This window comes from Micromonospora sp. NPDC048930, from assembly GCF_043197935.1.
Classification (GTDB): Bacteria; Actinomycetota; Actinomycetes; order Mycobacteriales; family Micromonosporaceae; genus Micromonospora.
The window spans coordinates 242,190-268,203 of sequence record NZ_JBICUB010000003.1 but is presented as its reverse complement, the minus strand read 5'-3'; the positions used below and the strand labels follow the sequence as shown (position 1 = coordinate 268,203).

General features: G+C 76.2%; 13 protein-coding genes. 12 read left to right on the top strand and 1 reads right to left on the bottom strand.

Annotated elements, in window-relative coordinates:
- Positions 1–227: 227 nt before the first annotated feature.
- The 5 genes from ACGFI9_RS10150 (at position 228) to ACGFI9_RS10130 (ending at position 17,694) form a co-directional block, all read left to right on the top strand.
- Complete coding sequence (locus tag ACGFI9_RS10150) at positions 228–2,396, top strand: hypothetical protein (RefSeq protein WP_393177134.1); 2,169 nt, start codon at positions 228–230, stop codon at positions 2,394–2,396.
- Entirely contained in the window at positions 2,393–11,959 is a 9,567-nt protein-coding gene (locus tag ACGFI9_RS10145) for a DUF6603 domain-containing protein (RefSeq protein ID WP_393177132.1), read from the top strand. The genes ACGFI9_RS10150 and ACGFI9_RS10145 overlap by 4 nt, the downstream gene beginning before the upstream one ends.
- The gene (locus tag ACGFI9_RS10140) at positions 11,959–13,248 is read left to right on the top strand and encodes a hypothetical protein (RefSeq protein WP_393177130.1); all 1,290 of its coding nucleotides are present in this window, start codon (positions 11,959–11,961) and stop codon (positions 13,246–13,248) included. The genes ACGFI9_RS10145 and ACGFI9_RS10140 overlap by 1 nt, the downstream gene beginning before the upstream one ends.
- On the top strand, positions 13,245–14,228 hold the full coding sequence (locus ACGFI9_RS10135) for a hypothetical protein (protein WP_393177128.1): 984 nt from the start codon (positions 13,245–13,247) through the stop codon (positions 14,226–14,228). The genes ACGFI9_RS10140 and ACGFI9_RS10135 overlap by 4 nt, the downstream gene beginning before the upstream one ends.
- A gap of 64 nt (positions 14,229–14,292) precedes the next feature.
- Complete coding sequence (locus tag ACGFI9_RS10130) at positions 14,293–17,694, top strand: DUF3892 domain-containing protein (protein WP_393177126.1); 3,402 nt, start codon at positions 14,293–14,295, stop codon at positions 17,692–17,694.
- A 28-nt stretch (positions 17,695–17,722) separates the two neighbouring features.
- On the opposite strand, the gene ACGFI9_RS10125 is transcribed toward ACGFI9_RS10130, so the two are convergent.
- Positions 17,723–18,064: a hypothetical protein gene (locus ACGFI9_RS10125; RefSeq protein ID WP_393177124.1), complete on the bottom strand. Its 342-nt coding sequence runs from the start codon at positions 18,062–18,064 to the stop codon at positions 17,723–17,725.
- A gap of 120 nt (positions 18,065–18,184) precedes the next feature.
- Between ACGFI9_RS10125 and ACGFI9_RS10120 the strand changes: the two genes are divergently transcribed.
- The 7 genes from ACGFI9_RS10120 (at position 18,185) to ACGFI9_RS10090 (ending at position 25,891) form a co-directional block, all read left to right on the top strand.
- Complete coding sequence (locus ACGFI9_RS10120) at positions 18,185–18,805, top strand: L-threonylcarbamoyladenylate synthase (RefSeq protein ID WP_393177122.1); 621 nt, start codon at positions 18,185–18,187, stop codon at positions 18,803–18,805.
- Positions 18,806–18,883: 78 nt separating this feature from the next.
- Complete coding sequence (locus tag ACGFI9_RS10115) at positions 18,884–20,458, top strand: Na+/H+ antiporter (protein ID WP_393177120.1); 1,575 nt, start codon at positions 18,884–18,886, stop codon at positions 20,456–20,458.
- Positions 20,459–20,544: 86 nt separating this feature from the next.
- A complete protein-coding gene (locus ACGFI9_RS10110) occupies positions 20,545–21,888 on the top strand; it encodes a nicotinate phosphoribosyltransferase (protein ID WP_393177118.1) in 1,344 nt (447 codons plus the stop codon).
- 45 nt (positions 21,889–21,933) lie between these two features.
- Complete coding sequence (locus ACGFI9_RS10105) at positions 21,934–22,404, top strand: SRPBCC family protein (protein WP_393177116.1); 471 nt, start codon at positions 21,934–21,936, stop codon at positions 22,402–22,404.
- Positions 22,394–22,963: a TetR/AcrR family transcriptional regulator gene (locus tag ACGFI9_RS10100; RefSeq protein WP_393177114.1), complete on the top strand. Its 570-nt coding sequence runs from the start codon at positions 22,394–22,396 to the stop codon at positions 22,961–22,963. Before ACGFI9_RS10105 ends, ACGFI9_RS10100 begins: the two co-directional genes overlap by 11 nt.
- 38 nt (positions 22,964–23,001) lie before the next feature.
- On the top strand, positions 23,002–25,476 hold the full coding sequence (locus ACGFI9_RS10095) for a glycoside hydrolase family 65 protein (protein WP_393177112.1): 2,475 nt from the start codon (positions 23,002–23,004) through the stop codon (positions 25,474–25,476).
- Between the two features lie 82 nt (positions 25,477–25,558).
- A complete protein-coding gene (locus ACGFI9_RS10090) occupies positions 25,559–25,891 on the top strand; it encodes a nuclear transport factor 2 family protein (RefSeq protein ID WP_393177110.1) in 333 nt (110 codons plus the stop codon).
- Positions 25,892–26,014: the final 123 nt, after the last annotated feature.

Sequence of the window (26,014 nt, the reverse complement as noted above, 5' to 3'; positions counted from 1 at the left end):
CCGGCGTCCGTCGACGTCGGACAGCCAATGGTTGATCGTGAGTGGAGCTTCGGTCCGTCTCGGTCGCGCTACGGGGCGTACCGTCCGGTGGACGACAGTTCGCCGTGGTCGATCACTCGTAGCCTCCGGGAACTCCCGCGCCAGATCCCACAGGAGGGCGGGAGACGAGGGGGGACCATGGTTTCGGGTGAACGGCGTGCCGATCGCGGCGGCCGGATGGTCGGGTCGTGACCGGGGTCGCGGAGGCGGTGGCCGCCGCCGGGCTGGTGACCGACCAGCCGGGGGCGACCCCGCCGATGACGTACAACGTGCTGCTGCGCGTGCCCGCCGGCGCGGCCGCCGGCACGCCGACGGTGGTGCGGGGTGCCCTGCAGAACACCGTCGGCGGCCGGCGCACCGCAACGCAGCGGCCGACGCTGTCACTGTTCCTGTGCCCGGGCGCGACGCTGCGCGGTATCGCGTACTGGCTGCTGCGGACGGTCAGGCCGAGCGGGACGCCGGACGCCACGCCGTACGACGAGATGCGGGTGGCCACGGCCCTGTGGGCGTGGAACCGCGACTACCTGACGGCGCTCGGCGGCCAGGCGGCGTGGCGCACCGGGCTGTGGCTGCCGGTGCCGGTGGAGGTCGCGGCGGACGGCGCGCAGTGGGTCACCGACTGGGAGACCGTCGGCGGGTGGGCCGACCAGCTGCCCGCCCCGCTCGGGGTGGCGCTGGACACCCCCGCCCAGCACCTGCCGCTGCCCGAGCCGGCCGCGCTGACCACCGAGGTGGCGGCCTGGCTGGCCGGCCGGGACCTCGACGAGGTGGCCGACGCCGTCGAACGGGACCTGGTGGGCAACCCGTTCGAGGCGGTGTTCCGGATCGTCGAGATCCTCCGCCAGGTGGTGGCGGACGACGCCGGCGACGCCGTCGACCTGGCCGCCGAGGTGACCAGCCGGCTGGCACAGTGGGAACTGTCCACCCTGGCCGGGGTGACCGCCGGGCACGCCCTGCTGCGCCGGCTCTGGTCCCTCGTCGGGCCCAGCGACGACGGGGACGCCGAGGACGCCCGCGACCTGCTCGGTCCCACGCTCGGCCTGACCCGGACCGGTTCCGGCGCCTGGCAGGCACCGGACGTGCTGGGCCCGACCGTGCTCCCCGACGAGCTGACCGCGCTTCCCCCGGCCCCGCCGGTGAAGGGCAAGAAGCCCGCCCCGCAGGGCCTGGTGGTGCCGTGGAAGGTGGCCGCGGAGAACCCGGGCGGCCGGCACACCATGGTGCTCGGCCGCGACCTGTGCATCGGAGTCACCGACAGCTACACCCAGAAGAACGGGACCAGCTGGACCGGACCGGCGTACGTCGGGCGGCTGGATCCCGCCCAGTTCATCCAGGCCAACGCCGCGGCGATCGGGTTCACCAGCGACGCGGAGCGGGCCCGGCTGCGGGTGGTCGAGCTGATCGCCCCCAACGAGGGGCGGCTGGACGCGGCCCGGGGCGCGGACAAGGGCACGCTCTCCACCGGCATCCAGCAGTGGTCGGCGCACCTCAACGAGGAACTGCCCGTGCTGCTCGCCCGGTTCAAGCGGGCGGCACCGGACCACTACGACCTCTTCTTCGGCATGTACGGGCTCCAGCCCGAGCCGTGGTGGCGGGTCGGCGGCAAGGAGGCGGCGGCCGAGGTCGCCGACCCGGCGGCGGTCCGCGCCGCCAACCCCGAAGCGTTCGACGCCGGCGGTGCCGCCAAGCAGGGCAAGGAGTACGCGCTGCGGTACGCCACCCTGTTCCGGGTACCGCCGGGTGGCGGCCGGCAGCGGCTCGCCGAGCCGCCGGACAGCGTCGTCGAGGTGCTGCCCCGGCACGCGTTCTTCGGGGTGACCGCTAAGGGCAAGGCGTACACGATCGGCCCCGAGTGGTGCGGGCGGATCCGCCTCGCCTCGCTCTGCTCGGTGCCGTACAACGTGGTGCAGGTGTGGACCGCCGTGTGGCGCTTCGAACGGCTGGCCCGGCAACCGCTGGACAAGGCCACGCTGGTGGTTCGCGGCCGGTCGTACCGCATCCGCGACTTCGCCACCTCGGAGTACGCGGCCGCGCTCATGATCGACCAGCACATCAACGCGCCGTTCTGGGTGACCGCGGCCATCGACCGGGCGATCGACCGTACCGAGCGGGCGATCGCCCGGATGCCCGAACCGGTCCGCAGCGAGCTGCGGCCGTTCGACGAGGGCACCTCGGGGCCGTTGCGCGCCCAGTGGCTGCGGCTGTTCCAGATCAACTATCTGGCCGAACGCGACCTCGTCGGCAAGGCCGAGCGGGACATGCGGATCACCGGCCTGCACGACCGTTTCGACAAGAACCACAACTGGACCGGGCTCGACCCCGAACCCGGCAGCTTCGCGGGGTGGGTGGGGCCATGATCAACGTTGCCGGACTTCCCGCCGAGGTCCAGGACCTCGGCATCGCACTGGGCCTGCTCGCTCCGTCGAGCGGCGGCGTGCGGCTGGTCGAGGAGTTCTTCGCCGACCCGTGGAGCCGGGTCGGCAAGCTGGTCGCCAACGACGTGCAGCGCGCCGCGCTGGTGCGGGCCATCGAGGGGCTGCTGCCCGAGGCCCGGCCCCGCTTCGCCGACGGCGGCGGTCCGCTCGGCCGGCCCGCCCGGTACGTGCCGCTGCTGGAGGAGGGCGGCAAGGGACAGGTGTTCCTGGTCGTCGAGCGGAGCGGGCTGGCCGCGTCCGCGCCGCTGACCCTGGCCGTCGCCGCCGAGGCCGGGCCGGTCGCCGGCGGCCCCGCCGTCACCGCCCGGCTGGACCTGCTGGTGGCCGCCGGGGGCACCGTCACCCCGGTCGCCGCCAGCAAGGACCACCCGGTCCGGCTGCGGGCGCGCGCCCCGCTCGGCGACACCGGCGCCACCGTGGAGGCCGCCGTCCTGCTGGTCGCCCCGCCGGACGAGGCGCTGAGCCGGATCACGGTGACCGTACGCGGGCTGCCCGGCACCACGGAGCCGCTGGTGCTCGACCCCGCCGCCGGCAGCGCGCAGCTGGCCCTGCTGGTCACGGCGCTGCTGCGGTACGTCCTCGCCGAGGTGGGCGACGACGTGCCCGTCCCGGTGCAGCTGGTCGCGGCGAACCTGCCGGGGCTGCTGGGGCTGACCCCCGGGTCGGTGCCGCTGCCGTTGGGGGACCTTGCCGCCGACCCCGCGGCGTTCCGGTCGTGGCTGGCCGCGCTGGTCGCCGCGCGTACCCCCGAAGGGGTGCCGGGCCTCGTCGGCTGGCTCGACTCGATCGCCGGCCTGCTCGGCGCCGACCCGTCCAAGCGCGCCGACCTGCCCACCGACGCCGACCCGCTGCTGATCCCGGTGGTGGCCGGGCCGCCGTCGGTCGACCTCACGGTGGCCGTGCGCACCGACCCGGCGACCGGCGCGCCCGCCCTCGTGGTCGGCGCCCGGGTGGCGTACGCGGGTGGCGCCGCGCTGGACGCCACGGTGCTCGGCGACGCCGTGCTGCTGGTGGTGCCGCTGAGCGGGACCGCGCCGGCCACCCTCTTCGAACGCCTCGACGTGCTGGTCGCCGCGCCCGCCTCGGCGGGACGGCTCTACCCGGCCGCCGGCGAGCCGGCCGGCGCCGTGCAGGTCGGCGGGCTGCGCGCCGGTCTGCGCTACCTGGCCTCGACCGGCCAGATCACCCCGCTGCTGGAGCTGCGGGATGTCACCGTCGCCATCGGCGGGCAGCCGAACCACCTGGCCCTGGTGGACCTCACCGACGCCCGCTCGCTGACCGCCGCGGCCCAGTCGCTGCTGACCGAGGCGATCGAGGCGGGCCTCGGCCCGGCCGCCGGCCCGGTCGCCGCGCTGCGCCGCCTGCTCGGGCTGGGCACCACCCCCGGCATCGACGTCGGCCTGCTGACCACCGCGCCGACCCGCGCACTGGCCGCCTACTACCGGCGGCTGCGGCAGGAGCCCGACGGCTGGCCGGGCGTCCTGCGGGACGTGGCGCGGCTGGCGGGCAGCGCCATCCCGGAGGTGACCGGGACCGGCAGCGCGGCCGAGCCGTGGCGGGTCGCGCTGCCGGCACTGGCCGCCGCCGACGGCGCCCCGCTGGTGCTGGAGCTGCTGTTGTGGGACTCGGGCAGCAGCGCCCAACCCGTCCTCGAGCTGGGGCTCGGTCTGCGCGCCGGCGGGCACCTCGACGTGGACCTGCCCTGGCGGGCGGACGTCCGGGCCGCCCTGGCGTCGATCCCGCTCGACGGCGTCACCGGTCCGGCCTGGCTGGGCGGGGTCGGCGCCACCGTCGCGTTCGCACCGCCGGCCCTGGCCACCGAGGCGCCGGTCCGGGTCGCCACCGCCGGGGTACGCGTCGACGTCGGCTGGTCGCTCGGGTCGCCGGTCACCGTCACCGCCACCGTCGACGACCTCGCGGTCACCGTCGACGGGGTGTCCCACGTCCTCGGCGACCTGACGCTGCCGCCCGCCGGCCCGCTCGACCCCACCGCCGCCGACCTCGGCCTCGGCGTCGACCCGGCCGCCCTGTGGGGTGCGGCCCGCGGCCTGCTCGCCCGGGTCGCCGAGTCGTGGGCCGGCCCGACCGTCCGGGACCTGCTGGCGCTGGTCGGCATCGCCGGCCCGGCCACCACCGGCCCGCTCGCCGGGCTGCCGCCGCTCACCCCGCCGGACCCCGCCGACCTGTCCACCCTGCTGGCCGACCCGGCCGCCGCGGTGCGGCGCTGGCTGGCCGACCTGGCCCGGGACGAGAACGCGCGCACCGACAGCGGCGTGCCGTACCTGCGGGCGTTGTTGCAGCTGCTCCAGGCCGCGCTGACCGACCGGCTGCCCGCCCTGCCCGGGCAGGACCTGCCCCCGGTGGACCTGCCGGTCACCGGCGGCGGCACCCCGGGCGTGCCGTGGCGGGTGCCGGTGCAGCGTGCCGGGGACGACGCGGTGGAACTGGTCGCCTGGCTGGAACCGCAGGGCCCGCCGGCCCAGTGGGCGGTCGCCCCGCTGGCCGAGCGGTACGGCGCGGCCGACTCCGACGACGTGGACGCCGTCTCCGTCACCGGCGCCGACGTGCTGGAGGTGGCCGAGGTCGCCGGGGCGTACCTGCCCGACCTCGCCGACGCGCTGGACGGGGTGGACCCCGGCCACGCGGCGGCGGCGCTGGGGGCCCTGTCCACCCTGCTGGTCGAGGGCGACGGACTGGTGCCCGCCGGCGCGGCCCCGCCACCGGAGCCCGGCTGGCGCGTCGGCGCCCCGGTCGCCGCCACCCACGACACGCTCACCGTCGCGCCGGGCACGGTCGCGCAGATCCGCGACGAGGTGACGGCGCGGACCGCCGCGGCCGGGGACCAGTGGGCGGTGCTGCTGCTCGCGCCCCCGCTGGCCGGCCCCCAGCCGTGGGCCGACCTGCTCGCCGACGTACCCGCCGAGCAGGTCGCCACGGTGGACCTGCGGGTGCCCGGCACCCCACCGAACCTGGTCGACCTCGGCACCCTGCCGGCCGCCCGGTGGTACGTGGTGGACCTCGCCGACGACGGCACCCTCCCCACGGCGACGGCGCTGGCCGCGCTGCGGCACGTGCACGACGCCGTCCGCGCCGCCCGTCCGGGTGTCCGCACCGTCCTGGTCGGACACTCGTACCTCGGCCTGGTCGCCCGGCAGCTCGCCGCGGCCGTGCCCAGCCAGGTGTTGGGCCTGGTCACGGTCGGCACCGCGTTCGACGGCGCCCTGCTGCCGCTGGACGCGCCCACGATCGCCGACGGGGTCCGGCTGGCCGGACTGCTGGCCCCGGCCGGGCTGCCGGACGCGCCGCTGCTGGACACGGCCCTGGCCCTGCACCGCCGGCTGCTTGACGGGTACGCCGCCGTCGAACCCGGTCAGCAGCCCCTCCCCGCCCCGCTGCCGGCCGCCGCGTTCACCCGCTGGCCGGCCACCCCGGTGGATCTGTCGGGGGTGCCGGCGCTCGCGCTGTTCGGCAGCCTCGGCGACGTCGACGGCAGCGGGGGAGCCGGTGACCTGCACGCGGCCCTCGTCGCCGCGCTGACCAGCCACACCGTCGCCGAGGCCGGCCCGGCCGAGCTGCCCACCCGGGCGGTCGCCGCGGTACGGCTCGCCCTCGACCTGGGCGCCCCGGTGGCCGGTGACCCGGACGTCGACGTGGACGTCCGGCTGGGCCTCGGCGCCGTGTCGCTGGACCCGGCGTCCTCGGCCGGCGCGCCGTCGGCGCAGCTGCGGATCCGGGTCGGCCGGCCCGACGGGTGGCTGCTCGGCGGCCCCGGGACCGGCGCCCCGCTGGCCGCCCGGGTGCGCGCGTTCACCGTCCGGGCCAGCGTCCACCCCGGTGCCGCCGGCCCGGTCACCGACGTCGACGTGGTGCTGCACGACGCGGCCCTGCGCGGCGAGGCGTCGGCGGCCGTCGACCTGCTCGACCCCCGGGCGCCGGAACTGCTCGACGCGCTGGTGCGGGAGCTGGACCGGGTGGCGGCCCCGGGCGGCCGGCTGACCCGGCTGCTGAACGAGCTCGCCGCCCTCGGCGTCATCAACCGCGCGAGCGCCGACCGGCCGGCCGCCGTGCTGGCCGACGCGGTGACCGCGCTGCGGAGCGACGCCACGGCGTGGCTGGCGCCGCGGCTGCCGGCGCTGGTCGACCGGGCCGCCGGGCTGCTCGGCCTGGTGCGCGACGCGGGCGCCGCCGCTGGCGGCGGCCCCTGGCGGCGGCGCTTCGCCGGGCTTCCGGTGGAGCTGGTGCTGGAGGCGCAACCGTGGCGGTTCACCGCCCGCACCACCGGCGCCGGCCTGCGGCTCGGCCACGGGGTGACGCTGACCGGCTCGTCGACGGTCCCGCTGGCGGACCCGGCACCCCAGGTGCAGGCGGCGCTCACCGTCGGCGGGGTCACCCTCAGCCGGGTCGGCGGGGCGGTGTCGCTGGTCGCCCCGTGGCTGACCGAGCCGGTCCGGCTGTCGCCGGCCGCCCCGGACCTGCCCGCGCGGCTGGCTCCGCTGCTGCCCCGGCTGCTCACCAGCGCGGCCCTGGGCGTGCTGCTGGAACAGGTGGCGGGCGGGAACATCCGGGTGGCCTCCCTCGACGGGCTGCTGACCGACCCGGCGGGCTGGCTGCGGCGCACCTTCGCCGGCACCCCCGGCGCGCCCCCGCAGGCGGCGCCCCTGGCCGACCTGCTGCGCCTGGCCGCGGCCCCGCTGGGCCTGAGCGCCGATCCGGCACACCCGCTCACCCTGCCCGGTGGCATCGCGGTCGACCTGCTCGACGTGGGTCCCGCCGACGCGCGGACGCTGCGGGTGCTGCTCGCCACCGACGAGCCGATCGTGCTGTGGGAGGACGGTGCCGCCCCGGCGACCCTGGACCTGGCGCTGCACCTGGACGTGGACGGCGCACGGCAGGTCAGGCCCGGCGGCGAGCTGACCCTGCACCTGCCGCTGCCCGGCGACTGGGGTGCGCTCGACGTGCGGCTGGGCGCGGACGCCAGCGGCCTGTCGGTGGCGGTGACCCCCGCGGCGCTGGGGGCCACGCTCACCCTGCTGCCGACGGTGTCCGGCATGGACGCCCTGGTCGAGGCGGCCGGGGCGCGGCTGCTGCCGGAGGTCCTGGACCGGCTGGTCGAGGGGGTCGGTGCGCGGGTTCCGCGTCCGGCGGCGCTGGACGACGCGCTGTCCGTGGCCGGGGCGCTGGGCGTCTACGATCCGGCCGCCGCCCCGCACGGCTTCGCCGCCCGCGCCGGTGCGCTGGCGAACCTGGTCCAGGACCTGGCCGCCGGACGGCTCGCCGCCGCGGGGCCGGCCATCGCCTCCGCCGCCGTGGCGCTGCTGCGCCGCGTCCTGGGCGCCGCCCAGGTGCCCGCGCCGACCAGCCCCGGCGAGGTGCTGGTCCGGGTCGCCGTGCTCGGCGGCACCGTGGAGCTGCGGGCCGACCTGGCGGCGACGCGACCGGCGCTGCGGCTGGCGGTACGGGACGTGACCGCCGGCGCGCTCACCGCCGACGTGGTGGTCGGCTACGCCCACCCGGACGTCACCGCCGAACTGGCCGCCCGGGCGTACGTGGACACCGGCCTCGGGGTGGCGCTGCGCGCCCGGCTGTCCGTGCAGGCCACCGCGGCCGGGCTGGCCGTGCGGCTCGGGCTGCTCGGCGCCGACGACGCCGGCACCGGGGAACTGTCCGTCCAGCTCGCCCCGGTGGTGCGGCTGCCCGGGCCGGCGGAGCTGGCGCAGCTGGCCCAGCGGCTGGTCGTGCCGATGGCGGGCACCCTCGCGTTGCGGGCCGCCGAGCCCTGGCTGCGCCGGCCGCTGTGGTCCGGTGGGCGTACCGCCGCGCAGATCCTCACCGGCGCCGGCGTGGCGGTCGAGGCCGCGGACGGGATCCGGATGGCGCCCGCGCTGCCCACCCCGGTCGGGCTGCTGCGCGGGGCGCTGGACGCGGTCGCCGGGGTGGCCGTGCCGGTGCCCGGCGGGCTGGCCCTGTCCGTCGTCGCCGACGGCGCCCGGTACGGCATCGTCCTCGGTGGCGAGATGACGCTGCCGGCCGGGGACACCGCCGTGCAGCTGCGGTTCGGGCTGCCCGGGGGGCAGGACTTCGGCTGGGGCGCGGCCGGGCGGGGCGTCGGCCTGCTGCTGCTGGACCTGACGGACCCGGCCACCCCGCAGCTGCGTCCGGTGCTGCGCCTCGGCGGGCTGGGCCTGCGGGTGGCGGCCGCCGCGTCCGGCAAGGCGTTGGTGGAGACCGGCGGGTTCCGCCTCGGGGCGGCCAGCGCCCACGTCCGGGTGGACCTGGCGTTGACCGGCAGCGGGGCGCTGACCCGGCCGGCCGTGGTCGACGGCGCGGTCACCGTGGAGGGGCTCGGGTTCCCGATGGCCCCGGGCGGGGGCGGGTCGAACCCGGTCGCGGCGTCGCTGCTGCAGACCGGGGGCGGTGGCGACGGCACCCCGGCGAACCCGCCGATCGACGTGCTGGTGGCCCGCGGCGGGGGCCGCTGGGTGGTGCTGTTCGGCGGGAAGACGGAGGCCCGGTTCGAGATCAACCGGACGTACGGGCCGCTGCACATCGCCGAGCTGGCGCTGCTGTACAAGGCGGCCACCGGCGGGCCGGGCAAGGTCGGGGTGGCCGTCGACGGCGGGGTCGCCATCGCCGGGCTCACCGTCGACGTCGACGACCTGTCGCTGCTGGTGCCGCTGCGCAACCCCACCGACCTGAGTGCCTGGGAGGTGGACCTGACCGGCCTGTCGCTGTCGTTCACCTCGCCCGGGGTGTCGGTCGCGGGCGGGCTGGTCAAGGTCACCGGCGCCAACGGCGTCCAGTACGACGGCATGCTCTCGGTCGACCTGGCCGGTCGCGGCCTGACCGCGGTCGGCTCGTACGCCCGGCCGCGCGACGACCTCGGCGAGTACACCTCCCTGTTCGTGTTCCTGTCCGTCGGGTTCCCGCTCGGCGGCCCGCCGTACCTGTACGTGCTCGGTCTCGGCGGTGGCGCCGGCTACAACCGGAAGCTGCTGGTGCCGCGCGATCCGCAGGGCGTGCCGGCGTTCCCGCTGGTCAAGGCGATCGACGACGGCGGGTTCGGCGGGGCCGGCGGGCCGATGGGCGCGCTGGCCCGGATGTCGAAGGACATCCCGCCGGCCCGGGGCGCGTTCTGGCTGGCCGCCGGGGTCAAGTTCACCACCTTCCAGCTGCTGCACACCACGGCGCTCGCGTACGTCACGGCCGACCGGGGCCTGGAGGTCGGGCTGCTCGGCCTGATGCGGATGGCGCTGCCGGACTCGCAGGCCGCCGTGCTGAACGTCGAGCTGGCGCTCGCCGCCCGCTACAGCACAGTGGACAAGGTGCTGTCGGTGCGGGCCGCGCTGACCCGCAACTCGTGGCTGCTGAGCCGGGACTGCCAGCTCACCGGCGGGTTCGCGTTCGTGGTGTGGTTCGACCGGCCGGAGGTGCTGCTGTCCATCGGCGGCTACCACCCCCGGTTCGCCAAGCCGGCGCACTACCCGGACGTGCCGCGGGTCGGGTTCCACTGGTCGGTCGGCGGTGGCGTGGTCGTCAAGGGGGACGCGTACTTCACGCTGACCCCGGCGGCGGTCATGCTCGGCGGCCGGCTGGAGGCGTCGTACGACCGCTCGCCGGTCCGGGTCTGGTTCACCGCCGCCCTGGACATGATCGTGCGCTGGGACCCGCTGGCCTACTCGGTCGACGTCAGCGTCAGCGTCGGCGCCCGGTTCACCATCAAGGTCTGCTTCTTCGCCTGTGCCCGGATCAACGTCAGCGTCTCGCTCGGCGCGTACGTGCACCTGGAGGGGCCGCCGCTGCGCGGCACGGTCACCGTCGACCTGGCCATCGCGTCGGTCACCGTGCGCTTCGGCCGGACGGAGTCGCAGAACTACCTCGACTGGGCGCAGTTCACCACCAAGTACCTCAGCGGCGGCGACGCGGCCAAGCCGGCGACGGCCGCCACGGTGACCGCCGGCACCCTCCCGCCGGCCCTGGGCACCCGCCCGGACGGCTCGCTGGAGCGTCCCTGGTCGGTGGCGCCGGAGTTCGCGGTACGGGTCGAGTCGTTGATGCCGCTGGCGGCGTGGCGCCTGACCGGCAGCGGCCGTGCCGACGACGGCACCGACGGGCGGAACGTGGAGGCGGTGCCCACCGGCAACAAGGTGGGCTTCGTCCGCGCCGCCCTGGTGGTCACCGTCGAGCAGCGCAGCGGCACCGGCTGGGTGGCGGTGCCCACGGCGCAGCTGCAGACGCTGCGACCCGCGACCGCCACCACCGGGTTCCCGGCCGCCCTGTGGGACGGCACCCTCGCCGGCGGCAACACCAGCGGGTCGCGGCCCACGATGATCCGCGCGCTGTCGTCGGTGAGCCTGGCCGCCCCGGTCACCGTCTCCGAGGCCACCGGCGCGCTGCCGGACGTGGCGCTGGCCACCATGATCGAGGAGGAGGCCCAGCGGCACCTGCCGCTGTCGGTCCCGGGGACGCCGACGGTCGCGCCGTCCGTCCTGCGCCGCATGGCCGCGGCCGAACCGCCGCCGTCGGACACCGTCGAGGCGGGCCTGCGCGCGGCGGTCGCGATGGCGCCGACGCTGCGGGCGACCGTCTCGGCGGAGCAGCGGCGCGGCGCGGCCGCGCGGGCGTCCGTCGCCCGGGCCCGCGCCGCCCGGGACACCGGTACGGCGCTGCCGGTGGGCAGCACCCAGATCTGGGACACCTCCGGTACGGGCGGGCTGCGGCTGCGCCTCGACGAGGGCCGTACGCCGCTGCGGCTGGTCACCTTCACCAGCACCGGCGCGCCGGTCAGCGACGGACCGGCCCGGCCGGGGGCCCGGGTGCCGGCCGAGGCGGCCCGCGTGGTGGTGACCCCGGCCGTCGGGGCCGCCGCCGGTTGGGCCGCCGACACCCCGCTGGTCCCGGTCACCGACGGCGTGCTGGTCGCGCCGGGCGCCACGGTGCTGCTGCCGCGGCCGTGGTCCCCGCCGGCCCGCTACCGCCGGGCCGGTGAGCACGTGCCGGTGCCGGCGGCGCTGCTCACCGCCGCCGTGGACGGGCTGGTCACCGAGCTGCCGGCCGGTACCCGCACGGTCGTGGTGTCGCTGGAGCCGGTCACCGCCGGGGCGCGCCTCGACGACGTCCGCGTCGAGCTGGACGGGGTGCGGGTCGACAGCCGGGAGGACGTCGCCGAGGACGGCGCCGGGCACCGCATCGTGCTCACCGTCGAGGCGGAGAAGACGGCCCGCGCGGTGTCGGTGCAGGTCGTCGCGGGGGAGGGCTGGCAGGTCTCCGGGGTGATCGGCACGCCGGACGACGTCGCCGACCCGTACGACCCGGCGGCCCGACTCGAACTGGCCCGGGTCGCCGCCCCCACCGCGGCGCCCCGGGCGGCGCACGCCGCGGCCCGCCCGGCCCGGCGGGCGGCGGTCGCCGAGGCCGAACCCGAGCCGGCGGCACCGGCACCACCGGCGGCGTACGTCGCCTTCGACGACGACGAGACGGAGGCGTGATGCCCGAGGGTCCCATCGCTGCCGGTTCGATCCGGCTGCACGACAAGGTGACGCCGTCGCTGACGGCGGGCGTCTACCGCTTCCGCAGCAGCCTGGACGTGCGCAAGGTCACGCTGGGCACCGCCCAGACCGCCCCGCCGGAACACGTCACCCATGTGCAGGTCGGCGCGCCGCGGCTCACCCTGGACGCGAGCGAGGTCACCGCGCAGCACCCGCCCCGCGACGCGGTCGGCGCGTTCGGTGACCGGCTGCCGCACGTGGTGCTCGGCCGGCGGACGCTGCCGTGGGAACGGCGGCTGAGCGACGGCACGCCGTGGCTGGCGCTGCTGCTCGTCCGCGCCGACGAGGCGACCCTGGTCACCGGGCCGCTGCGCACCGTCGTCGGCGACCCGGTCTACAACAAGCTCAACGCCACCGAGCCGGTCGACGGCAACCGGACGGTCGTCGGGCTGCGGGCCAAGGACCTGCCCACCTTCCGGGCGCTGCTGCCCAGCCGCACCGACGTCGGGTTGCTCACCCACGTCCGCCAGGTCAACGTCGCCGACACCGCGCTGGCCGGCCGCGACGACGACGGCTGGTTCGCCGTGGTCACCGCCAACCGGCTGCCGCTGGGCGGGGCGGCGCCGGTGACGTACACCGCCTGCCTGGTCTCCCTGGAGGCCCGCGACGACGCCTGGTCGACCACGACGGGCAGCCCGCCCACGTTGCTGGTCCTCGCCTCCTGGCCGTTCACCACCAGCACCGCCGGGGGCACCTTCGAACACCTCGCCGCCCACCTGGACCTGGGCGGGTTCGGCGCGCCGCCGGCCGGCCAGCCGGCTCTCGTGGACGCCGCGGGCGCCCTCGGCCTGGCCGGCACCCGCCGCGACGGCACGCCCACCACGATGGGCTACCGCTCACCGCTGCTGGGCGCGGCGCCCGACCCGCTCCCCGACGGGCCGGGCGACGTGACCGCCGACGCGGCGTTCGAGCTCGGGCGGCTGCTCGCCGCCGCCGACGGCCGGTTCATCCGCGAGGTGGTCGCCTGGCACCGCGCCACCGACGAGGCCGCCCGCTCCGCCGACGCGGCCGGCGTCCGCACCGACAGCGTCCGCTCGTACGCCGCCACCGGCCCGACCCTGCGCCGGGCCGCCGCCGCCCCCGTCGACGAGGACCCGCTGGCGGAACTGGGCGTGACGTTCGCCCAGCGGCTGCTGACCCGGACCACCCGCGCCGACCTGTGGCAGGCCCACCCGGGCGGGGCCGGGCTCGTCCCCCGCCAGTTGCGTCGAGAAGGAGAAGAGTCGTGACGACCGAGCTGTCCTCCGGTGGCCGGCTGCTCGCCGAGCGGCTGGGCGCGCTGCTCGGCCCGGCCGGGCCAGGCCCGCGGGCGCGTACCCTGACCGCGACCGCCACGGTCACGGCGACCGACGCCACGGCGCCGCCGCTGCCCGCGTACGTCGAGCACCTGCTGGCCCGCTGGAGCCTCCTGCACGACCTGCCGTTCCGGTACCTCGTGCCCGACGCCCGGCTGCTGCCGGCCGAGTCCATCCGGTTCTTCCGCCTCGACACCGCCTGGCTGGCGCAGTTGCGGGCCGGGGCGCTCGCCGTCGGCGGCGACGGCAGCCGCGAGCGCGCCGGGGTCCGTACGCTGCTGCCGCAGGTCACCGCCGCGGTGACCGAGCAGCTGCCGCTGGTGCGCGAGGTGCAGCGGACCCGCATGTCGATCCCGGTGGCGGCCGACCTGCTCGCGCAGGCCCGGGCGACCGGGGAGCTGACCGCGGCCGAGGCGGAGGTTCCGGTCACCGGATTCCTGCTGCGCTCGGCGCTGGTCAGCGGCTGGCCCGCCATGGAGGTACGGGCCTGGACCAGCGACTCGCTGGCCGACGTGCCGTCCGGGGCCGACCCGGACGAACTGGCCCGCACCCGGCCCGACCTGGTGGTCGAGCTGCTGCGACTGGAGCGGCTGTCGCCGTCGGTGCTGCTGGCCCTCTTCCGGGGCGTGCCGCGGCTGGTGTGGCTGGAGGAGCCGCCGCAGAGCGTCCAGTTCGGCCTCGAGGAGGACGGCGCCGGATGGCGGGTGCCGATCCGGGACGCCGCGGGCCGCGAGGTGGCCAGCGTCCCGGTGCCGATGCGGGGCGCGGGCGTCGTCGACGTCACCGGGCTGGCCCACGCGCTGGACGCCGCGCGTCCGTTGCCCCACCCGCGCGGCGGCGCCGCCGTCGCCCTGTCCCTGCTGCAGGCGCCGTCCCGGCAACGGTTCGGCGCCTCCACCCCGCCGACGCCGTGACCGCCGCGCCGCCGACCGTCCCCGGGCCTGCCGTCAGGCCCGCCCCGAGCAAGGGAGCCCCTGCGTGACAACTCTTCTGGTCCCGGTCGCGCTCGACGTGCTGATGGTGCGGGAGCCGGGCGTCCCCGACGACTGGGCCCGTACCGCCCTGACCCGGCCCACCCCGCCGGCCAGCGGCCGGGTACGGCAGGACCTGCTGCCCGCCCCGTTCAGCGCCCGGGAGGACGCCCGGCCGCCCGGCGCCCACCTGCACTGGAGCCTGCCCGACGGGCTGACCCGGGGCGTCGCCGACGACAGCGGGGCGACCACCTTCCCGCCCGTACCCGACCGGTGGCTGGTGGTCCGGTTGTCCGGCCCGGCCGGGCCGGGGCCCCGCGCGGTGGAGGCGTGGCTGCTGCCGTACGCGGGGCTGATCGAGCCGGTCCGGGTGGACCGGGCGCTGACCGGTCCGACCCTGCCGGCGCCCGGCGCCGCGCCGCGGTCCCCGCTCACCGCGCTCGGGCACGGCGACCTGGGCTGGGCCGGCTACTACGACAACGTGACCAACCGGTTCGCCCTGCACGACGAGCTGACCGGGGTGACCGGGCCGGTGGCCTACCTGGTGCTCGGCTGGTACACCGACCTCACCCGCGACCCGCTGCACGACGCGGTCGGCGAGGTGGCGCACCAGGACCGGATGGAGCAGCTCGGCTGGGAGATCTTCCCGCCCCGGCTGCCCAGCCAGCCGCTGCCCGACCGGTCCGTCTACCACGCCGCCGCGGTCTCCATCGGCTGGCCCGAGCCGCGGTGGACGGGCGACGGCGGCCTGCTCGGCCGGGAGATCGACTACCGGCCGACCCCGGACACGGTGGCGCTCGCCCTGGGGGAGACCCTCGCCGAGGCGCTCGCGGCGGTCGCCGCCGAACCCGAGGACCCCGCCGACGCCGCCCGGATGGTGGAGGCGCTGCTGCAGAACGCCCTGGCCGACGTCACCGGACCCGACGGCCCCGCCCGGCTCGACGCCACGCTGCACCAGAGCCGGTTCGGGTCGGCGCCGGCCGCCGCCGGCAACGAGTACATCTGGCAGCCGGCGACCGGTGCGGCCGGCGCCGCCGGCGGCGGGTCGTTCGTGCAGGTCGAGCGGACCCGGCCGCGGGTGTGGCACGCGCTGGAGCCGGCACTGGTGGTGGCCGGCGGTGGGCGCAGCCCGAAGCACGGCGCGGACGGCCGCTACTCCACCCTCGGCCACCTGCTGTGCCGGCTGGACGGGCAGACCGTACGCGGCTTCGGCGTCGCCGGCGGCGACCCCGGCCGCGGCGCCGCGGTGCTGCCACCGACCCCGCTGGCCGGGCTGCGCCCCGAGTACGGCGTGCCCGCCGTCGCCACCGACCTGCTCGTCGAACTGGCCAGCATCGACCCCGGCTCGGCCCCCGACCTGGACCGGTCCACGGCCACCCAGCCGTCGCCGGTGGCCGCGGCCCGCGCCGCCTGGTGGGCGTCGTTCGACCCGGGCGTGGCCGACCCGACCGTGCCGCCGGCCGGGGCCGTCGTCGAGGGCGCGCTGCCCAGCCCGGTGGGGGTCACCCCGCCGAGCCGGCCGTGGAACCCGCTGCTGCTGGAATGGTCGGCCACCTATCTGCCCTGCCCGCGAGGCGCGCACGACTGGCCGCTGGGGGAGATCGACTTCGGGCTGCCGCCGGTGGTGACCGAGCCGGCCCCGGACACCGGCCGGAACCTGCGCGGCCGGGTGATGCTGTCCGCGTCTACGGCGGCGCTGCTCGACGGGACCGTCGGCGGCGAGGACGCCGAACGGGACCTGCTCTCCGGTGAGCTGGTCGGCATCGCCGAACAGTTGCGCCGCGACGCGACCGGCCTCATCGTGGACGCCCCGACCGCCAGCGACTCCGCCCAGCCGCCGCAGCCGCCCCGCGCCGCCGACTTCGTCGCCCTGCGGGCCGGCTTCCTGCGGCTGGACCGGGCCCGCCTGGTCGACGGCTACGGCCGCTACCTGGAGGTGCTCGGCCCCGACGTGGCGCAGCCCGCGCCGGTGACGCACGGAGTGACCCTGGCCGTGCCCGGCCACCCGGACCTGGCGGCGCTGCGCCCCCGGTTCACCGCCCCGGCCCGGGTGCTGCTGCGCTTCGCCGACGCCTCCGGCGCGCCCCGGGACGCCGACGCGGGCGTCAGCCCGGTCTGCGGCTACCTGGTGCCGTCACTGGTGGACCGGACGCTGGAGTTCTTCGACGACAAGGGCGCCGGCTACGGGCGGCTGCGCCCGGACCCGGAGACGGTGACCGCCTGGGAGGAGGACCCGGGGCGGCCGGCGACCCTCGGCGCGCCGCCGAGCCGGTTCCTGCCGAACCCGCTGCTGGCCCGGTTCGCCGACCGGATGCTCGCCGCCGACCAGGCCCTCGCCGTGGCCCGGGCCGGTGGGCACCCGGCCGGCGCCGCGCAGAGCGCGCTGGAATCCCTGCTGCGGGTGCTGGACACCACGCGGTGGACGGTCGACGTGACCGGCCGGGCCGGCGACGAGCACCTGGCGCTGCTGCTCGGCCGCCCGGTGGTTGTGGTCCGGGCGTACCTGAAGGTCGAGGTGGAGGATCCGCGTCAGCCCCCGGAGAACGCCACCACCGGCATCCCGGTCCGGCTGGGCACGCTCTCCCGGGCGCAGGACGGGCTGCTGGCCTACTGCGTGGGTGACGACATGGACCGGCTGCACATCGTCGACCCGGCCGTGGCCCTGCTCGCGCCCGGGTTGCCCGACGACAGCGGCGTCAGCTCGGCGCCCGGCGCGGACCCGCTGACCTCCCCGTACGTCGACACCTCCGGGGTGTTCACGGTGAACCCGGGGGTGCCGGTGCCGTTGACGCTGCTCATGGTGCCCGGCTCGGACGTGCACGTCACGGCCGGCCTGGTGCCGCAGAAGGCGGTGGGGCTGGTCCGCGAGTGGACGGCCCGGGCGCTGTCCCGGCTCTCCCCGGCCCTGCGGTACGGCCCGGTGCTGCACGACCTGGAGACCACCCGGCTGCCGTTGCCGCAGGACGTGCGCGGCTCCTGGTACTGGCACCGCCGGGACCGGCCCGGTCAGTGGCGCTCCGACGCCGTGGCGCCCGCCACGGCGGACGCGTTGCTGCCCAACGAGCCGTCGATGGCCAGCGAGGGCTGGTTGCAGGTGGCGCTGGTCGCGGACACCGAGTACCAGGACGAGGCGGTGCCGGTGCGGGTCAGCTGCGTGCGCAGCGTGAACGGGACCGTGGTGGCCGTCGGCGGGTTCAACGGCGACGGCACGCACTTCCTCATCCCCGTGCCCGAGGCGATCGAGCTGATGAGCAGCGGACGGTTCGCGTTCTTCGTGGAGGAACCCGGCACCAGCCGTACCCCCCTCCGGGTGGTCCGGCCGCGCCGGGGCCGCCCGTACCTGCGGACCGCCGCCGACGCGGCGTCCCCGAACAACCTCGACAGCCTGCGCCAGTGCACCCACGCCTGATCGTCCGGCCGCAACCGGTCGGGTGACCTCAGGCGGCGGAGGTGACGGCCAGCTGGTCCCGCGGGGCCGGCACCGCCGCCTCCGCCCCGGCGGCCGGGTCGGTGGACCACCCGGTCGCCGGGTCGTCGCGGCGCTCGTCGGTGACCCCGGCGGGCGCCGCCGGGGCGGACTGCGGGGCCCGGGCGGCGCGCAGGCCCTCCTGGGCGCTGTTCCAGGCGGCGCACGGCCAGGCCGCGCCGACGCAGCTCGGGCTGACGCACACGCCGTCGTCGGGCTGGTGGGCGTCGGCCACCGCGGCGGCCAGGCCCCACAGCAGCGGGTCGGTCACCTCGGCCGGACGATCGGCGCGGTCTGTGCTGGCTTCGGACATGAATGTGTCCCCCCTCTTCGAGCGGCCCCACCTTTTCCAGTACGCCGGCGCGCCAAACCCCGTCCCGCCGACTTTTTTCGCCACTCGCGGCCCGGCCGGCTGCGGCATAGGCTTTCCGACGTGGCGAGGTACTACGACCTGCATCCGGACAACCCGCAACCCCGGGTGCTCCGGCAGATCGTCGACCTGCTGCGCGACGACGGCGTCGTCGCCTACCCGACGGACTCCTGCTACGCCCTGGGCTGCCAGCTCGGAAACCGGTCCGGCGTCGAGCGGATCCGGGAGATCCGCAAGCTCGACGACCGGCACCCGTTCACCCTGGTCTGCGCGGACTTCGCCCAGCTCGGCCAGTTCGTCAAGCTCAGCAACTCGGTGTTCCGGCAGGTCAAGGCCGCAATCCCGGGCCGGTACACGTTCATCCTGCCGGCCACCGCCGAGGTGCCTCGCCGGTTGCAGGACCCGCGCCGCCGCACCGTCGGGGTGCGGGTGCCGAAGCACACCGTGACCCAGGCGCTGCTCGCCGAACTCGGCGAGCCGCTGCTGTCCAGCACCCTGCTGCTCCCCGGCGAGGAGGAGCCGATGACCCAGGGCTGGGAGATCAAGGAACGCCTCGACCATCAGGTCGACGCGGTGGTCGACGCCGGCGACTGCGGCCTGGAGCCCACCACCGTGGTCGACCTGTCCGGCCCGGAGACGGAGATCCTGCGCCGGGGCGCCGGCGACCCGTCCCGCTTCGAGTAGTCCTTGGGCCGTTCGGCCCCGCCGCGCCGTCGCGGTGGGGCACGGTGGAACGCGGCGGGCGGCTGACGGGGGTACGGCGTGGGCGCACTCGTGCTGATCGCGGTGCTGGGTGCCACCGTGCTCATCGGCACCACCATCGGCGGCCGGTACCGGGTCGCCCCGCCCGTGCTGCTCATCGCCATGGGCGCCCTGCTCGGCCTGCTGCCGCCGTTCCAGCACGTGATCCTCGAACCCGAGGTGGTGCTGCTGCTCTTCCTGCCCGCGATCCTCTACCGGGAGAGCCTGGTCATCAGCCTCCGCGAGATCCGGGCCAACCTCGCGGTGATCGCCCTGCTCGCCGTCGCGCTGGTGATCATCACGATGGTCGCCGTCGCGTACGCGGCGAGGGCCCTCGGGGTGGACCCGGCGGCGGCCTGGGTGCTCGGCGCGGTCCTCGCGCCCACCGACGCCGCCGCCGTCGCCGGCCTGGCCAAGCGGATGCCGCGCGGCATCCTCACCACGCTGCGCGCGGAGAGCCTGATCAACGATGGTACGGCCCTGGTGCTCTTCACCGTCGCCGTCGGGGTGATCGCCGGTGGGATGGTCCCCGGGCCGCTCATCCTGGGCGGCCAGTTCGTCGGCAAGTCCCTCGGCGGGATCGCGGCCGGGCTGCTGGTCGGCGGGGCGGTCATCCTGATCCGCAAGCACGTCGACGACCCGCTGCGCGAGGGCGGGTTGAGCATCCTCACCCCGTTCGTGGCGTTCCTGCTCGCCGAGGTGGTGCACGCCAGCGGCGTCCTGGCCGTCGTGGTGGCCGGCCTGCTGCTGACGTACGCCGGGCCCCGGGTGATCCGGGCCCGCTCCCGGATCACCGCGTACGCGTTCTGGGACATCTCCACCTTCATGCTCAACGGCAGCCTCTTCGTGCTGCTCGGCATGCAGGTGCCCCGCTCGCTGCGGGCCATCACCAGCCACGGGCCGCTGCAGTCGCTGGGCATCGCGGCGCTGGTCGCCCTGGTCGTGGTGCTCGTCCGGCTCGCCTGGGTGCAGCTGTCCGTGTCCACCCTGCAGGGCATCGACCGGCGGGAGTCCCGCCAGGCCCGCCGGTTCGACTTCCGGGTGCGCACCGCCGCCGGCTGGGCCGGCTTCCGTGGGGCGGTCTCCCTCGCCGCCGCGCTCGCCGTACCCGTCACCACCCACGCCGGCACTCCCGTACGGGAGCGCGACCTGATCATCTTCGTCACCGTCGTGGTGATCGTGCTGATCATGCTGGTGCAGGGCACCACCCTGCCCCTCGTGGCGAACTGGGCCGGCCTGCGGGGCGACCGGGAGCGTGAGGACGAGGTGCGCTGCGCGCGGATCCGGGCCACCGAGGCAGGCCTCAACGCGCTGCCGCAGGTGGCCGCCGAACTCGGCGTGTCGCCGGACGCGGTGGACCGGCTCCGCGCCGACTACCAGGACCATCTGGACGACGTCCGCGCGCCGCGTACCGAGGAGAAGGAACGGCAGGGCGAACTGGAGCGGCAGTTGCGCCTCGGGGTGCTGGAACACAAGCGGCGGGAGATCACCCGGCTGCGGGACCGCAACGAGATCGACGACGCGGTGCACCGGCAGGTGCAGGCCGCCATCGACATCGAGGAGGTCCGGCTGCTCGGTCCGGAGCCGGAGGACTGACCGCCGGTCCACCTTTCCGGGGAGTACGGCACGAGACCGGGTGGCGTCTGCCGGCCGACCACCATGATGGCGACCGAGGAGGCGGCATGACCGGACTGCGCACCGACCTGTACGAGCTGCGGATGGCCGCCAGCTACCTGCGCCGCGGGATGACCGAGCCGGCCACGTTCAGCCTCTTCGTCCGCCGCCTGCCGCACCGGCGGGGCTTCCTGGTCGCGGCCGGCCTGGCCGAGGCGCTGGACTTCCTGGAGAGCTTCGCCTTCGACGACGACGAGCTGGGCTACCTGCGTGACGAGGTCGGGCTCGACGAGCCGACCCTGACGGCGCTGGCCGGGCTGCGGTTCACCGGCGACGTCCAGGCGGTTCCGGAAGGCCGCGTGGTCTTCGCCGACGAGCCGTTGCTGGAGGTCACCGCGCCGATCGCGGAGGCGCAGCTGGTGGAGACCGGCGTGCTGAACCTGATCACCTTCCACACCACGGTGGCCAGCAAGGCGGCCCGCTGCCGGCTCGCCGCCGGCGACGCGCAGCTGATCGACTTCGCGTTCCGCCGTACCCACGGCATCGAGGCGGGGGCGGGGGTGGCGCGGGCGTCGGCCATCGCCGGCTTCGCGGCGACCAGTCACGTCGAGGCCGCCCGGCGTTACGGCCTGCAGCCGTCCGGGACGATGGCCCACTCGTACGTCGAGGCGTTCCCCGACGAGCGGGCGGCGTTCCGGGCGTTCGCCGCCGACTTCCCGGCGAACCCGATCTTTCTGGTCGACACCTACGACACGCCTGCCGGCGTCCGGGCGGCCGTCGACGTCATCGCCGAGCTCGGGCTGACCGGGCCGGTCGCGGTCCGGCTCGACTCCGGGGACCTCGCGGCACTGGCCCGGCAGGCCCGCGCGATCCTGGACGAGGCCGGGTTGCGGCACGCCCGCATCGTCGCCAGCGGCAGCCTGGACGAGGACGTCATCGCGGGCATCGTCGCCCAGGGCGCGCCGATCGACGGATACGGCGTGGGCACCAGGATGGGTGTCTCCTACGACGCGCCCTCCCTGGACAGTGCCTACAAGCTGGTCGCCTACGGCGAGCGACCGGTGCTCAAGCTGTCGCCCGGCAAGGCCACCCTGCCCGGCCCGAAGCAGGTGTTCCGGGATCCCACCGGGGCCAGCGGTGACGTCGTCGGACTGCGGGACGAGCCGCCGCCGGCGGCGGGCCGGGAACCGCTGCTCGTGCCGGTCATGCGCGGCGGCCGTCGCCTCGAGGCGGCCGATCCGGCGGGCGAGGTGCGCGCCGCCCGGGACCGGTTCGCGGCGGATCTCGCCTGGCTGCCCGACGCGGCGCGCCGCCTGGCGGATCCGGTCCCGCTGACCGCCACGGTGAGCCCGGCGCTGACCGCGCTCCACGACCGGGTGGCCGCACAGCTGGGCGGCGTGCGCACCTACTGACACCGCCACCGGCTGTGCGGCCACCGGCTGTGTACCATCTGGTACATGAACTACGACGAGACGATCACCACCACGGCCGGTCTCGATCACGCCTGGGCCGCGCTGGAGGGCGTCACCACCTATCCCCAGTGGACCGCGTCCATGTCGACGGTGGAGCCGCTGGACGGCCCGGCTCTGGAGCTGGGCAACCGGTTCCGCATCCGGCAGCCCGGCCTGCCGCCGACCGTGTGGCGCGTCTGCGACGTACGCCGGGGAGTGTCCTTCGCCTGGGACGCGCATGCTCCGGGAGTGCACACGGTCGGCTATCACCGGGTGGACCGCGAGCCGGACGGGACAACGCGGATCCGCATCGGGATCCGGCAGAGCGGCGCCCTGGCCTGGCTGGCCGCGCTGCTCCTCACGGCGCGGACCCGACGCTACCTGCGGATGGAGGCGGCCGGGCTCAAGGCGGCCGCCGAGGCCGGCGCCGCCGCGGCGGCGGCGGACGACGGCGCCGCCTCCACCGGTGGCCGGTGACGCCCGCGAGGCGCTGCTCGACCGCTGCGTCACCCTCCTGAAAGAGGGCGGGTTCAGCCAGCTCAGCCTCCGCGAGATCGCCGCCGGCGCCGGCACCAGCCACCGCATGCTGATCTACCACTTCGGCAGCCGGGAGGGCCTGCTCGCCGAGGTGGTCCGGCGGATCGAGGCCGAGCAACGCGCCGCACTCGCCGCGCTCGCCACGCAGACGGATGACCCGGTCGAGGTGAGCCGGCGCTTCTGGCAGCGCCTGGCCGACCCGGCCCTGGCCCCGGCGGAGCGGCTGTTCTTCGAGATCTACGCCCACGCGCTGTTCGGCCGCGCCTGGACCGAGTCGTTCCGTGCCTCGGTGATCGCCGCCTGGACGGGCCCCGTCGAGGAGATGTTCGTCCAGCTCGGCTACGACCCCGCCGAAGCCCGCCAGCGAGCCCGGCTGGGCCTCGCCGCGACCCGCGGCCTGCTGCTGGACCTGCTGATCACCGACGACCGGCAGCTCCTCGACGACGTCGCCGACCTCTTCGCGCACCTGATCACCGCACCACGCCCACCCTCCGCCTGAGGTTTGTCGAGCCCGGAACGGGGAAACGGCACCGCGCCGTGAACGAGGAGTACGGGGCGCCGGCGGACGTGGACCCGGGGTGCGAGCTGTGCAGCAGGCCGCCGCCGGCCGGCTGGGTGCTGGCGTACCCGGCCGCTGAGGCGCCGGGCGAGGAAGGCACGCGGGAGACCATGCTGGCCCTGGGCAACGGGTACCTGGCCACCCGTGGGGCGGCTCCCGAGGCGTCGGCCGACGACACGCACTACCCGGGCACCTACCTGGCCGGCTTCCACAACCGGCTCTCGCCGCAGGGTGAGGAGAGCATCGTCAACCTGCCCAACTGGCTGCCGATGACCTTCCGCCCCGCCGGCGGCGACTGGTTCGCCCCCGGGCGGGGGCGACGGCTGCACGAGCACCGGATGCTGGACCTGCGGCGCGGGCTGTACCTGCGGGAGCTGGTGGTGGTCGACCGTGACGGGCGCCGGACGCGGATCCGGCAGCGGCGGCTGGTGTCGATGGCGAGCCCTCACCTGGCGGCGCTGGAGACGAGCATCCTCCCGGAGAACTGGTCCGGCCGGCTGGAGATCAGGTCCGGAATCGACGGCGGGGTGGTCAACGCGAACGCGCCCGCGGACGCCGGCAGCTGCGGCTGTCACCTCACCGACGTGGTGACCGGTGGGGACGACGCCGAGGTCGTCTGGCTGACGGCGGTGACGACCACGTCACGACACGAGGTGGCCGTGGCGGCCCGCACCAGGATCACCGACGGTGTGGCGCACAGCAGTGAGCCGGTCCACGGGCAGAAGGACGTGAGCCAGCTGCTCCGGATCGACGTGCGGCCAGGGGACCGGGTGGTGGTGGACAAGGCCGTCGCGATCTTCTCCAACCGCGACCTGGTGGTGTCCGACCCGCTGACCGCCGCCCGGGAGGAGCTGCGACAGGCGGGACCCTTCGACATGACGCTGGCCGACCACGTCGCCGCGTGGGACCGGCTGTGGGCGCGGTTCCGGCTCGACGTCGGCGAGGAGCACGCCTGGCAGCTGCCGGTACGGGTGGACACCTTCCATCTGCTGCAGACGTTGTCGCCGCACGTGAGCGGCCTGGACGCGGGGGTGCCCGCCCGGGGGTTGCACGGCGAGGGCTACCACGGGCACATCTTCTGGGACGAGCTGTTCGTCTACCCGTACCTGGATCTGCGGATGCCGGAACTGACCCGGGCCCTGCTGGCGTACCGGCACCGGCGCTTGACCTGGGCGCGGCGGCAGGCGGCCGCGGCGGGCCTGCCGGGTGCCCTGTTTCCCTGGCAGAGCGGCGACAGCGGCCGGGACGAGAGCCCGTCCCGCTCGCCCTCCCCGGTGACGGGGGAGTGGATGGAGGACTGGACCGGCCGGCAGCGGCACGTCAACCTGGCGGTGGCGCACAGCGTGTGGCGGCACTGGGAGACGACGGGAGACCTGTCGTTCCTCGCCCAGAGCGGGCTGGAGCTGCTGGTCGAGACGGCCCGGTTCTGGGCCGGTCTGGCCACCTACGACCCGGCCGACGACCGGTACGACATCCGCGGGGTGATGGGGCCGGACGAGTTCCACGACGGGTACCCGGGCCGGCCGGGCCAGGGGCTGGACAACTGCGCGTACCTCAACGTGATGGTCGCGTGGGTGCTCGGCCGTGCCGAGGAGGCCTGCGCGATCGTCGGCCGGCACCCCGGAGTGGCGCCGTGGCGGGAGGTCGTCCTCACCGACGACGAGCGGCGCCGGTGGGCGCACGTCGCCCGCCGGCTGCGGCTGGCCTTCCTCGACGACGGGATCCTCGCCCAGTTCGAAGGGTACGACGACCTTGCGGAGCTGGACTGGGACCGCTACCGGCGCAAGTACGGCGACCTGCGGCAGCTGGGGCCGCTGCTGCAGGCCGAGGGGGACCATCCGAACCGCTACAAGATCTCCAAGCAGGCCGACGTGCTGATGCTGCTCTACCTGTTCAGCGCGGAGGAACTCACCACGCTGATCCGCAGCATGGGCTACGACTTCGACCCCGCCCGGATCCCCGCCACCGTCGACTACTACCTGTCCCGCACGAGCCACGGCTCGACCCTGAGCCGGGTCGCGCACGCCTGGGTGCTGGCCCGCACGGACCGCCGCCGCTCCGCGGAGATGCTGATGAGCGCGCTCGGCACCGACCTCGCCGATCCGCAGCACAGCTCGACCCGCAACGGCATCCACCTCGGTGCCACCGCCGGCACGCTGGACATTCTGCAACGGTGCTACACCGGCCTGGAGATCCGCGGCGACGTGCTCCGGCTCAACCCGCTACTGCCCGACGGGCTCGACCGCCTCGACTTCGTGATCCGGTACCGCCACCAGATGATCTCCCTGCACGTGGACCGCGAACAGTTGCGGATCACCGCCGCCCCCGGAGCGGACCAGCCGGTCCCGGTGGCCGTCCGGGACGAATCCTTCCCGCTCGCCCCCGGCTCGACCGTCACGGTGGCGCTGCGCCGCACCGCCGCACCGCCGATCTCCGCCGCGCGGGGTGGCTGAGGGTGGCGCGCGCCCCGACGCCTACCCCGGCGCGTTCGTGGTAGTCAGCCCGACGACCGGGCTCCGACCTGAGGAGAGACACATGACCGTCACGATTCCCGACGTGATCGCCCGCTACTACCAGCTGATCGGCGGACCCGACGTGGACGCCTTCGTCGCGTGTTTCACCGACGACGCGATCGTCGCCGACGAGAACCGCACCCACGAGGGCCCGGCGGCGATCCGGGCCTGGCGCGAGCGGACCGTGGCCGACTACGACTACCAGGCCGTTCCGGAGGCGGTCGAGGAGGAGGCGGGCGGCAACATCGTCGTGACGGCGCTCGTGTCGGGCACCTTCCCGGGCAGCCCGGTCCGGCTGCGTCACCGCTTCACCCTTCGCGACGGCCTGATCGGCGCCCTCGACATCCGGCCCTAGGCTGCGCGTGGCCGCCGGTGAGGGTAGCGACGAGGCCAGCCGTACCACCACCGTGCGGCACCGCCGGCAGATCATCCGCCAGCCATCGCTGCTGCCTAAGAGAAGCCGCGGACCACAACCCGA